Source organism: Ferrovum sp. PN-J185, from assembly GCF_001581925.1.
Classification (GTDB): Bacteria; Pseudomonadota; Gammaproteobacteria; order Burkholderiales; family Ferrovaceae; genus PN-J185.
The window spans coordinates 204,080-215,529 of the sequence record NZ_LQZA01000002.1; the positions used below are offsets into that span (position 1 = coordinate 204,080).

At 39.8% G+C, this 11,450-nt stretch carries 11 protein-coding genes; 5 read left to right on the forward strand and 6 right to left on the reverse strand.

Going from position 1 to position 11,450, the window contains the following annotated elements:
• Positions 1-2: 2 nt before the first annotated feature.
• Both FV185_RS05650 and xth read left to right on the forward strand, forming a co-directional pair.
• The gene (locus FV185_RS05650) at positions 3-2,021 is read left to right on the forward strand and encodes a M3 family metallopeptidase (RefSeq protein ID WP_067494826.1); all 2,019 of its coding nucleotides are present in this window, start codon (positions 3-5) and stop codon (positions 2,019-2,021) included.
• Positions 2,022-2,804, forward strand: a complete 783-nt coding sequence (gene xth, locus FV185_RS05655) for an exodeoxyribonuclease III (RefSeq protein WP_067494830.1) — start codon at positions 2,022-2,024, stop codon at positions 2,802-2,804.
• Here the strand turns inward: xth and ntrC are convergent.
• The 3 genes from ntrC to glnA form a co-directional block, all read right to left on the reverse strand.
• Positions 2,756-4,186 (reverse strand): nitrogen regulation protein NR(I), encoded by a 1,431-nt coding sequence (gene ntrC / locus FV185_RS05660; RefSeq protein ID WP_067494833.1) that lies wholly within the window; start codon positions 4,184-4,186, stop codon positions 2,756-2,758. The two genes, xth and ntrC, sit on opposite strands and share 49 nt — an antisense overlap.
• Positions 4,187-4,213: 27 nt before the next feature.
• Entirely contained in the window at positions 4,214-5,269 is a 1,056-nt protein-coding gene (gene glnL / locus FV185_RS05665) for a nitrogen regulation protein NR(II) (protein WP_067494836.1), read from the reverse strand.
• A 99-nt stretch (positions 5,270-5,368) separates the two neighbouring features.
• Positions 5,369-6,778, reverse strand: coding sequence for a type I glutamate--ammonia ligase (glnA, locus tag FV185_RS05670; protein ID WP_067494839.1), 1,410 nt, complete (start codon positions 6,776-6,778; stop codon positions 5,369-5,371).
• Positions 6,779-7,091: 313 nt separating this feature from the next.
• Between glnA and FV185_RS05675 the strand changes: the two genes are divergently transcribed.
• Genes FV185_RS05675 through mtgA form a run of 3 tightly spaced genes read left to right on the forward strand, consistent with a single transcriptional unit; the run spans position 7,092 to position 9,101 of the window.
• A complete protein-coding gene (locus tag FV185_RS05675) occupies positions 7,092-7,544 on the forward strand; it encodes a rhodanese-like domain-containing protein (RefSeq protein WP_067494843.1) in 453 nt (150 codons plus the stop codon).
• A 5-nt stretch (positions 7,545-7,549) separates the two neighbouring features.
• On the forward strand, positions 7,550-8,392 hold the full coding sequence (gene aroE / locus FV185_RS05680) for a shikimate dehydrogenase (protein ID WP_082787049.1): 843 nt from the start codon (positions 7,550-7,552) through the stop codon (positions 8,390-8,392).
• 7 nt (positions 8,393-8,399) lie between these two features.
• Positions 8,400-9,101, forward strand: a complete 702-nt coding sequence (gene mtgA, locus FV185_RS05685; protein ID WP_197457787.1) for a monofunctional biosynthetic peptidoglycan transglycosylase — start codon at positions 8,400-8,402, stop codon at positions 9,099-9,101.
• Between the two features lie 47 nt (positions 9,102-9,148).
• Here the strand turns inward: mtgA and FV185_RS09430 are convergent, their stop codons facing one another.
• The 3 genes from FV185_RS09430 to lptM all read right to left on the reverse strand — a co-directional run bounded on the left by FV185_RS09430 (position 9,149) and on the right by lptM (position 11,432).
• Entirely contained in the window at positions 9,149-9,703 is a 555-nt protein-coding gene (locus FV185_RS09430) for a histone H1-like repetitive region-containing protein (protein ID WP_082787050.1), read from the reverse strand.
• Positions 9,704-9,946: 243 nt separating this feature from the next.
• Positions 9,947-11,239, reverse strand: a complete 1,293-nt coding sequence (gene lysA / locus FV185_RS05695; RefSeq protein ID WP_067494850.1) for a diaminopimelate decarboxylase — start codon at positions 11,237-11,239, stop codon at positions 9,947-9,949.
• Between the two features lie 7 nt (positions 11,240-11,246).
• A complete protein-coding gene (gene lptM / locus FV185_RS09885; protein ID WP_420710407.1) occupies positions 11,247-11,432 on the reverse strand; it encodes an LPS translocon maturation chaperone LptM in 186 nt (61 codons plus the stop codon).
• Positions 11,433-11,450: the final 18 nt, after the last annotated feature.

Below are 11,450 nucleotides of genomic sequence, written 5' to 3' on the forward strand. Positions count from 1 at the left end.
ATATGAATCCCTTATTAGATTTTTCTGGACTTCCCCGTTTTGATCAAATTCAGCCCTCACATGTTGATGAAGCTATAACCGTATTAATTGATCAATGTCATCAAACTTTAGAACAAGTGATACAACATAATCACGAACCTAGCTGGGAAAACTTTGTTTGGCCACTGGAAAAGGTCAATGAGGAGCTCTCGCGTGCTTGGGGTCAAGTATCTCATCTTAACTCTGTAGTAAATACACCAGAATTAAGGGATGCTTATAATCGTAATTTACCCATAGTGACCGAATATTGGGCAAAATTAGCACAAAATTTAGCTCTCTATGAGGGTTTTAAACAACTACGTTCTGGTAAGGGATTTGATTCTTTATCTACTGTTCGTCAAAAAATTATTCATAACGAATTAAGAGACTTTAGACTCGGTGGTGCAGAACTCTCTGATAAAGATAAGCAACTTTTTCTCCAACTTGAAAACGATTTGGCTGAAGCTGCCGCTAAATTTGAGCAAAATCTACTTGATACGATGAACGAATACACCTATCAAGTAACTGACCATGCCATGTTGTCAGGTTTACCAAAAGATGTCATTAAGACAGCTCAAGATTTAGCTGCTTCTAAAGATAAAGAAGGATATCTCTTTACTTTACATGCTCCATCTTATATTCCTGTTATGCAATACGCGCAATCTAGAGAGCTGAGAGAGGCTTTATATTATGCTTACGCAACACGAGCCTCAGAACTGGGTAAACCACAGTGGGATAATACGCACTTAATAAGCAGTATTTTAAAGTGGCGTGCTGATCAAGCACAGTTACTGGGCTTTAAGCATTATGCTGAGCTCTCACTTGAGAGCAAAATGGCTAAATCAGCTGAAGAGGTCATGACTTTTCTTAGACAATTAGCCAGTAAAGCTAAGCCTTATGCACAGCAAGATTGGCAAGATTTGGTTGTATTCGCACAAGAACAATGTGCTATTGATGAATTAATGCCCTGGGATGTGGCTTACGTTTCAGAGAAATTGAGAGTGGCTCGCTATGATTTTTCTGATCTTGAGGTCAAAAATTATTTTCCAGAAGATAAAGTGCTTGAAGGACTCTTTAGAGTCATTCATACCTTATATGGTTTAACGGTAGTGGCTGATAATGCACCGGTATGGCATAAGGATGTGAAGTTTTATTCTCTATTGAATCAACATCAACAACGAGTAGGCCAATTTTATATTGATTTGTATGCAAGGCCAGGAAAACGAGGTGGTGCATGGATGGATGAGGCCATTACTCGTCGTCGTCGTGGCCACGATTTTGCTATACCAGTAGCCTATCTCACCTGTAATTTTTCTGCTCCTGTGGGTGACAAACCTGCAACCTTTACCCATGATGAAGTCATTACCCTTTTCCATGAGTTTGGTCATGGATTACATCATTTGTTAACTGAAGTAGATGATCTGTCAGTTTCTGGGATTCACGGAGTTGAGTGGGATGCTGTGGAATTACCTAGCCAGTTTATGGAAAACTTCTGTTGGGAATGGCATGTCTTGAGAGACATGACGCGTCATGTTGATACGGGAGAGTCGTTGCCTCAAGAACTGTTTCAACGTATGACCCAAGCCAAGAACTTCCAAAGTGGAATGCAAACAGTAAGACAAATCGAGTTTGCCTTGTTTGATATGCAAATTCATTGTGGTTTGTTAGCTGACCAATCACCATTAAACGTTTTGTCTCAAATCCGTGAGGAAGTCGCCGTGGTTCAACCGCCTCATTGGCATCGCTTCCCTAATAGTTTTAGTCATATCTTTGCCGGTGGTTATGCTGCTGGGTATTACAGTTATAAGTGGGCCGAGGTATTATCTGCCGACGCCTATTCATTATTTGAAGAAAACGGTGGTTTGAATACCACGATTGGGCATCGTTTCCGTGAGGAAATTCTATCTCGTGGCGGATCGCGACCCGCTTTGGACTCTTTTGTGGCTTTTAGAGGAAGAGAGCCCACAATTGATGCGTTATTAAGACATAATGGAATGGTATAGATGCGTATTGCCACATGGAATGTTAATTCAATTAAAGTACGCATGGAGCAAGTAGGTGATTGGCTTAATAAAGCTTCTCCCGATGTATTATGTCTGCAAGAACTTAAATGTGAGAGTAGTCAGTTTCCAGAGAGTTATTTTAAAGAATTAGGTTATCACGCTCTGATTGCTGGCCAGAAGACCTACAACGGTGTGGCGATTTTAAGCCGTCATGAGGCACAGGATGTGGTAATTGGTATGCCTAAGTTTGAAGATCATCAACAGCGTCTAATTGCTGCAACAATTAATGATGTGCGCATTATTAGTGCATATTGCCCCAATGGCGAAGCAGTCACTTCAGACAAGTATCAATATAAATTAAATTGGTATAGGGCATTAACTGAATATTTAAAAGCTCTTTTATCTGGCAATGATCAGCTCGTTATTCTGGGTGATTTTAATATCGCCCCACAGGATAAGGATGTTTATGATCCTGAAGCTTACAAAGAGGAAGTCCTGTGCACCGATGCTGAGCGACAGGCCTTCCAACAATTGTTGTCTTTAGGTTTAGTGGATGCGTTCAGACAGCGCTACCCAGATGACCCTGGATTTACCTGGTGGCACTATCGTATGAACGCCTTCAAGCGAAAAATGGGCCTTAGAATTGACCATGCATTAATTAGTAACGCTCTACTCCCTCGCTTACAAGATTGTCAGGTGGATACTACGCCAAGAGGTAACGAGCGGCCCTCAGATCATGCTCCGTTATTTGTAGATTTATCTTCCTCCAATCCTAACTCTTGAATTTTACGAGTGAGAGTATTCCTTCCCCAACCTAACAATTGGGCTGCCTCTACTTTCTTACCCCCTGTATGAATTAATGCTTGTTCAATGAGAATACGCTCAAAATCAGTAATTAAGCGATTTAAAATACCCTGCTCCCCTTGGTTAAAAGATGAGGATACTTCGCGTTCAAGTGCGCTTTGCCAGTTATGTGACAAGACTGAGTTGGCTTCTGTCTGTTCGGATATAGCCGGGGTTTTAATATCCTCAGGTAAATCAGATACGTCCACAGACATACCAGGCGCCATCACACTCACCCAATGACACAGGTTTTCAAGCTGCCTTACATTACCACGCCATGCTAATCCTTTTAAAAACTGGATGGCGTTGTCAGTAAAGCGCTTAGGTTCAACTTGCAATTCACGGGCGCTTTTTTGCAGAAAATATCGACTTAATAATGGAATATCTTCACGGCGATCGCGTAGGGAGGGGATGCGGATACGAATAACATTTAAACGATGATATAAGTCTTCACGAAAGAGTCCTTCATTTACTCGCTGCTCTAGGTTTTGGTGGGTAGCAGCAATGATCCGTACATGACTAGCGATGGGTGAGTGCCCACCGACGCGGTAGAAATGTCCATCAGATAACACTCGTAATAGTCTGGTTTGTAGATCAGCTGGCATATCACCAATTTCGTCTAAAAACAGAGTACCACCTTCAGCTTGCTCAAATCTTCCTTTACGTAATGTATTGGCACCTGTAAAAGCACCTCTTTCATGACCGAACAATTCTGACTCTAGTAGTTCTTTAGGAATTGCTGCGGTATTGATAGCAATAAAAGGTTTATGAGCTCGTTGGCTATGGCGATGCAGTGCACGAGCAACCAATTCCTTGCCGGTACCGGATTCACCGGTAATCAGAACACTGGCGTTAGATTGCGATAATCTACCTATGGCCCTAAATACCTCTTGCATAGCTGGGGCTTGACCAAGGATTTCAGGGGGAAGGTTGTCCTCCATGGCCATATTTTCAAAAGTAGCGTTTTCATTCATGGCGCGACGAATCAGCTCAATGGCATGATCTACATCAAAGGGCTTAGGTAAATACTCATAAGCACCTCCTTGAAAAGCGCTCACCGCACTTTCTAGATCAGAGTAGGCTGTCATAATAATTACCGGCACATGGGGGCAACGTTCTTTTAATTTATCTAAAAGAATTAATCCAGATTGACCCGGCATTCGTATATCGCTGATGACAATTTGTGGTTGTTCTTCTTCAAGCGCTTCGAGCGCTTCTGGTGCAGAGGAGAAGGTCTTATGAGCGATATTTTCTCGTGTGAGTGCTTTCTCAAAGACCCATCTTATTGATCTATCGTCATCTACTATCCAAACAGGTTTCATATTGATCCTTGTTATGCTATTTCAAAGTTAGCTATATTCTGTTTCGGTGATGGGGAGAATGAGATCAAAACAAGTGAATCCTGGACGACTTTCAAATTCCACCATACCATAATGTTGACTAATCAAATTCTGTGCCAACATTAATCCTAGTCCCGTTCCTCCCTCGCGACCAGAGACCAGAGGTTGAAAAATACGGGGTTGTAGTGAGGTTGGAATACCGGGGCCATTATCAATAATTTTGACGACAATACCTAATTTAAACCGTTTTTTAGCCAGAGTAATTTGACGTAATATGCGTGTTTGTATTTTAATTGTGCCTTGAGTTTGAAATGCTTGAGCGGCATTACGTACAATATTTAGTATGGCTTGAATAAGTTGTTCACGATCAGCTAAAAACTCTGGGATACTGGTGTCATAATCTCGTTGTATCGATACCCGCTTAGGAAACTCAGCTAAGGTGACACTGCGAACTCTTTCAAGTACCTCATGAATATTAAGAGGTGCAGTTTGGTGAAGACGGCTATTGGGGCTTAACATACGATCAAGTAATAACTGTAAGCGCCCTGCTTCATTCTTAATAACTTCTGTATATTCCCTAAGCTCCACTTGATCCAATTCTTTTTCTAATAATTGAGCAGCACCCTTAATGCCACCTAAAGGATTTCTTATTTCATGCGCCAGGTTACGTATTAGCTGACGATTAACCTCTTGATCTTGAATGATTTTTTCTTCTTTTTCTATTTTCGCTCGTTGGTTAATCGGTCTAAACTCAAGAAGAATATTTACTGAATCTTCTAGTGGTGTACCAGTACAAGTCAGAACATATTTGTCATGAGCCGTCGAATGGAAAGTCCATTCATGCTCAATAAACCCCATTTTTTTTTCAAAGGATAGGCTACAGTCTTCTAGCAGTCTTTCAATATCGGCGAGTACTGAGTCTAGTCGATATCCGAGAATATTTTTACGGCTTACCGCAAACAGATCTTCAGCTGCAGTGTTAATGAAAACGATATTAAATTCTTTGTTGAGTACAACCACCGCTGTAGTGATGAGATCAAGACCTCTATAATCGTCGTTTTTCATAGATTTTTTAGTTAAAAAACCCGCAATCTAAGTATCCATAAATTGCGGGTTTTGTTGGTATTGTGACTGCCCTAAATGAACCATCTAGGGCCTAATCCTTTACAGACTGTAGTACATCTGGAATTCTAAAGGATGAGTTGTCATACGGAACAAGGTTACTTCTTCCATTTTTAATGCAATATAAGCATCAATCATTTCGTTGGAGAATACGCCACCACGAGTTAAGAACTCACGGTCTTTGTCCAATGCTTCAAGCGCTTCATCTAAGGACGCAGCTGGTGATGGGATCTTGGCATCTTCTTCAGGAGAGAGATGGTACAAGTCTTTATCAGATGCTTCACCAGGATGGATTTTGTTTTGAACGCCATCTAAGCCTGCCATCAACATGGCCGCAAAAGCCAAGTATGGGTTAGCAGTAGGATCTGGGAAGCGAATTTCCACACGACGTGCTTTATCACTTTGAACAAATGGAACACGAATTGCAGCAGAACGGTTACGTGCTGAGTAAGCCAATTTAACTGGGGCTTCAAATCCTGGTACCAAGCGCTTATAAGAGTTGGTGCTAGGGTTGGTTAACGCATTCAATGCCTTAGCGTGTTTGATAATACCGCCGATGTAGTACAAGGCAAACTCAGAAAGACCTGCGTAACCATTGCCAGCAAAGAGGTTTTTACCATCTTTCCAAACTGATTGATGCACGTGCATACCAGAACCGTTATCGCCAACGATTGGTTTTGGCATAAAGGTAGCGGTTTTACCATATGAATGGGCAACGTTATGAACAACGTATTTTAAAATTTGTGTCCAGTCAGCACGCTGAACTAAGGGTGCAAAACGGGTACCGATTTCACATTGCCCAGGTGCTGCAACCTCGTGATGATGTACTTCTACAGGTACACCCATATCTTCAAGTGCGAGACACATGGCAGAGCGAATATCTTGCAATGAATCGACTGGGGGAACAGGGAAATAACCGCCTTTAACAGCAGGACGGTGACCCATATTACCGCCATCATATTCTTTGTTAGATGACCAAGGAGCTTCTTCTGTTGAAATTTTTACGCTGCAACCTGACATATCAACATGCCAACTGACAGAATCAAAAATAAAAAATTCAGGTTCTGGTCCAAAATAAGCTACATCACCCACACCACTTGCTTTTAAATAAGCTTCGGCGCGTTTGGCAATCGAGCGTGGATCACGATCGTAACCTTTACCATCTGATGGCTCGATAACATCGCAAGTTAAAATGAGTGTTGCCTCATCCATGAAAGGATCAATATTAGCAGTGGTTGCATCAGGCATTAATAACATATCAGAGGCTTGGATACCTTTCCAACCTGCGATAGATGAGCCATCAAAAGCATGACCTTCAGTGAATTTGCTTTCGTCAAATGCACTTATTGGAACTGATACGTGCTGTTCTTTACCACGGGTATCGGTGAAACGAAAGTCAACAAATCTGACTTCGTTTTCCTTAATCATTTGCATGACCTTTTCAACTGCCATTTTTATCTCCTAGTTGGTTAATCTATGAAGCCATTATGACATTTCATAATAGTGAGAAATCCCATAATGATTTGAAATTCTTGCTATTCATTAAGCACTTTGTATGCCAAGCAATAATATTAGCATTCTTTCACTTTTGCCGGGCTTTTTATATAGTTTACAAAATATTTACGCACCAAAATAAAACATTTGCAGTTTATTTGCGCCAAAATAATGCATTTTAGTTAATTAAGCATACTTTTTTTGTTATAAAACCATTTTGGCGCGTAAAATAAAAGTCGTTTATCCATTTTTAAAGTGATGAAGAAAAATCATGTCTAAATCTTCTGAAATTTTATTGAAAGCACAAGAGCGCGCTCATCAAGCTAACCTTCCTTATGCAGGTGCGTTATTACCCAAAGAAGCCTACGAACTATTAAGTCTCATACACGGCTCACGATTAATTGATGTACGTACCCAAGCTGAATTAGACTGGGTGGGTTATGTGCCAGATTCATTACATATAGAGTGGAGTGATTATCCAAGTGGTGAGCATAATCCAGATTTTATAAAACAAATCCAATCCGAAGTAAGCCAAGATACCCCTTTGTTTTTTATGTGTCGTTCTGGCGCTAGATCGCATGCAGCCGCAAAACTCGCCACAGAAGCGGGATTTATTAATTCATATAATGTGTTAGAGGGATTTGAGGGAGATAAGGATCAGCATAACCACAGAAATACTGTTGGTGGATGGCGTCATGCTGGTCTGCCATGGAAACAAGGTTAAGTTATATGGATCGATATGCCGTTGTGGGGCAGCCTGTAGAGCATAGTCGATCCCCATATATTCATACCTATTTTGCGATACAAACACAGCAGCAAATAGAATATGGTCGACTAGCACCTCACATTGATCAGTTTGAGGAATGCGTCAAAGATTTCTTTAACTCTGGTGGTAAGGGTTTAAATATTACCTTACCTTTTAAAGAAAGAGCCTATTTGTTAGCGCAACAACTTAGTTCAAGAGCAAAAATAGCCCATGCAGCCAATACTCTGTGGATCGAAGAGGGGCGAATCTGTGCTGACAATACGGATGGCTTAGGACTCATAGCAGACTTTAATTATTTGAATATTCCTATCAAAAATAAAAGTGTTTTGATATTAGGAGCAGGTGGTGCGGTTAGAGGAGTATTGGGGCCATTACTAGAGCACTCACCTGCAGAGATTTTTATTGCTAATAGAACAGCAAAAAAAGCCATAGAACTGATTGAGGACTTTCAGACAGATAGCAATCCTGGTAACGCTAAAGTCCATGCTGGATTAATTACAGATCCAAGGCTATCACGTTCCTTTGACGTAATTATTAACGCTACCTCAGCGGCAATTAAAGGTGAAGCCCTCGTTTTTCCTCAACATCTATTTTCTAGCCACAGTTATGCTTACGATATGAGTTATAGAGCAGGACTGACACCTTTCCTAGAGCAAGCCGCAATGCACAAAGCGGCACACTACTATGATGGGTTGGGTATGTTAATAGAACAAGCAGCAGAATCCTTTAGAATCTGGCGTCATTGCCGACCTAAAACAGACGAACTCAGGGTACTGTTGAGACAACAACTTAATAATAACAGTTAAATATATCTTGAAATTTTTTTTCTTGACCATAAAAAAATCAATTAAGTTATTGTTTTTTATATGGTTATTTTGGAATATATGGATTTTTTCTGAAATTGTTTGGTGGAAATTTTATAATCCCAAAGGACTTACTTCTCTAACAGCGCAGCGCGAAAAAGAAAGATTAGCGCAACATAAAATACCCTATATTCATTATCCATGGATCAGCTATTCACATATATCAAATTCACTAAAAAGAGCGGTAGTAGCTGAAGAAGATGCCAATTTTATTAATCATAGCGGATTTGATTGGCGGGGTATAAAAGTCGCATTTCAAAAAGATATAAATAAAAAAACAGTTATTGCAGGTGGATCAACGATTACACAACAATTAGCAAAAAATTTATTTTTATCCCCTAGGCGAAATCTTTTCAGGAAAGCTGAAGAAGCAATTATTACAGTAATGCTGGAAATGGTTTGGGATAAAAGAAGGATATTAGAAGTCTATTTAAATGTCATTGAATGGGGTGATGGAATTTATGGCTGTGAATCAGCAGCCCGACATTATTTTGGCGTAACGGTAAGTGCTGTTACTTCTAGCCAAGCAGCGCTATTGGCGTCAATGATACCAAAACCTAAGTATTATGATAGGTTTGGAACCACAGAAAAATTATTAGACAAATCTCAACTCATTCAACAAAGAATGAATCAAGTTTTAATACCTAAGTAAAATCTTCTAGGTATCGACAGATACCTAGAAGTCTCAAATCCAACCTATTAGAACATTGGTTTGATCAGTGGTGCTGTGATAATTGGAGCTGGTGTAGGTGCAGAAACTGCTTTTACTGGAGCAGCTTTTTTTACCACAGGTTTTTTAGCGGCTGGTTTTTTAGCTGCTACTGCTTTTTTAGCGGCTGGTTTTTTAGCGGCTGGTTTTTTAGCGGCTACTGCTTTTTTAGCAGCTGGTTTTTTAGCGGCTACTGCTTTTTTAGCGGCTGGTTTTTTAGCTGCTGCTACTTTTTTAGCGGCTGGTTTTTTAGCTGCTGCTACTTTTTTAGCGGCTGGTTTTTTAGCTGCTGCTACTTTTTTAGCGGCTGGTTTTTTAGCTGCTACTACTTTTTTAGCGGCTGGTTTTTTAGCTGCTGCTACTTTTTTAGCGGCTGGTTTTTTAGCTGCAGCTACCTTCTTTGCGGCTGGCTTTTTAGCTGCCACTACTTTTTTAGCGGCTGGTTTTTTAGCAGCTGCTACTTTTTTAGCGGCTGGTTTTTTAGCTGCAGCTACCTTCTTTGCGGCTGGCTTTTTAGCTGCCGGCTTTTTCTTGGCTGTTACCATACTAACTTACTCCTTTTAGTGTTGATCGATTTGTTATAAGTCGTGCAATGCACTTCCATTGAATCAACTTAGAATTAAAAGTTAACTCTTGTAAGAGATAAATTAATCTCCTGGTGATTAGAATTTTAACTTTTGAATAGAACAAAACAATACAATTAATTAAAAGAATATAAGTTATTTTGAATTGATGATTAATAAATAGTATCGTATCAATACTAAATGTACATAAAAATAAAATATAAATCAGGTTTTTGTTAGTGATGATTGTGTTAAAAAGTCAGTTAATTCTCTACGAATCAAATCATCAAAGCTCTCTCGTTGACTAATTAGATAATGCTGATCTTTATAAACCAATACTTCCGCAGCACGTGAACGGGCATTATAATTTGAACTCATTACGGATCCATAGGCTCCTGTTGACAGAATGGCGAGTAAATCACCAGACTTTGTAGATAATTTTCTTTTCGAGCCTAATATATCGCCTGTTTCACACACCGGGCCCGCTACATCAAATTCATTTAATGTAAGGTTTGGCTGACGTGTTACTTCAATAATTTCATGCCAAGCATCATATAAAGAGGGCCTTACTAAATCATTCATCGCTGCATCAACAATTGCAAACTGATGTTCTGGAGAGTGTTTTAAAAATTCGACCTTGGTGAGTAACAATCCGCTGTTACCGATAATTCTTCGTCCCGGTTCAAAAACTAACTTACCAGAAAAGCCATGTAAGCGGCTTAATAGCGCCTCGGCGTAAGCGGCTAATGAGATGGGGCTTTCATCTTTATAGGTGATTCCTAAGCCACCACCTAAATCAAGATGAGAGATTATGATTCCTAAATGTTTTAATTCATCAATCAGCTCTAATATACGTTCTAGGGCTTCAATGAATGGATTGAGGTCTGTAATTTGTGAGCCAATATGACAATCAATTCCCTTAATTATGATGTTATTAAGTTGATTGGCTTTCTTATATAGATCTATGGCTGTATCAAAAGGTACACCAAATTTACTGTTTTTAAGTCCTGTAGAAATATAGGGATGCGTCTTAGGGTCGACATCTGGATTGACGCGGAAAGACACGTTGGCATCCATGTTTAACTCAGAAGCGCATTCTTGAATCCTATACAATTCAGCTTCTGATTCAATATTAAAACAGAAAATATTGGCATTTAAAGCAAAGATAATCTCTTCTTTACTTTTCCCTACTCCTGAAAAAACAACTTTTTGAGGATCTCCTCCAGCTTTTAATACGCGTTTTAATTCGCCTGCAGAGACAATATCAAAGCCTGCACCAAGCATCACCAGCTCTCTTAATAGAGCAAGGTTGCCATTGGCTTTTACCGCATAGCAGATCATTGTCTCTCGACTAGCAAAAGCCTCACTGAATTCACGGTACGCTTTAGATAAGGCGCTATAGGAATACACGTATAAAGGAGTACCGTAAATCGTTGCAAGATCTGTTAACGATATGTCTTCAATGTATAGTTCTTGTTGACGATATGAAAGCTCTGGGAATGGAGTGAGATTTGCCATACTTATGTTAGGTCCTGAACGTACTGTGCTGAACTATTAAAAGACTTTGTTTGTTTTGATTGTTAGGTTTGGTCGATTCTTTAGGTGTTGTTTTGGGAGGTAAATACAAAGGACCTCGTAAGCCGCAACTATTTAACAGAATTGCAAACGGTATAACAATAAGAGAAATTTTAACTAAATAAATGTTTTTCATGGGAAATAAGTCTAACAC

Bases quoted from the DNA above. Each gene is read 5' to 3' on its own strand.
- glnA (WP_067494839.1), bottom strand. From the start codon at position 6,778: ATGGCAGTTGAAAAGGTCATGCAAATGATTAAGGAAAACGAAGTCAGA.
- aroE (WP_082787049.1), top strand. From the start codon at position 7,550: ATGGATCGATATGCCGTTGTGGGGCAGCCTGTAGAGCATAGTCGATCC.
- lptM (WP_420710407.1), bottom strand. From the start codon at position 11,432: ATGAAAAACATTTATTTAGTTAAAATTTCTCTTATTGTTATACCGTTT.
- FV185_RS09430 (WP_082787050.1), bottom strand. From the start codon at position 9,703: ATGGTAACAGCCAAGAAAAAGCCGGCAGCTAAAAAGCCAGCCGCAAAG.
- FV185_RS05675 (WP_067494843.1), top strand. From the start codon at position 7,092: ATGTCTAAATCTTCTGAAATTTTATTGAAAGCACAAGAGCGCGCTCAT.
- ntrC (WP_067494833.1), bottom strand. From the start codon at position 4,186: ATGAAACCTGTTTGGATAGTAGATGACGATAGATCAATAAGATGGGTC.
- xth (WP_067494830.1), top strand. From the start codon at position 2,022: ATGCGTATTGCCACATGGAATGTTAATTCAATTAAAGTACGCATGGAG.
- lysA (WP_067494850.1), bottom strand. From the start codon at position 11,239: ATGGCAAATCTCACTCCATTCCCAGAGCTTTCATATCGTCAACAAGAA.
- FV185_RS05650 (WP_067494826.1), top strand. From the start codon at position 3: ATGAATCCCTTATTAGATTTTTCTGGACTTCCCCGTTTTGATCAAATT.
- glnL (WP_067494836.1), bottom strand. From the start codon at position 5,269: ATGAAAAACGACGATTATAGAGGTCTTGATCTCATCACTACAGCGGTG.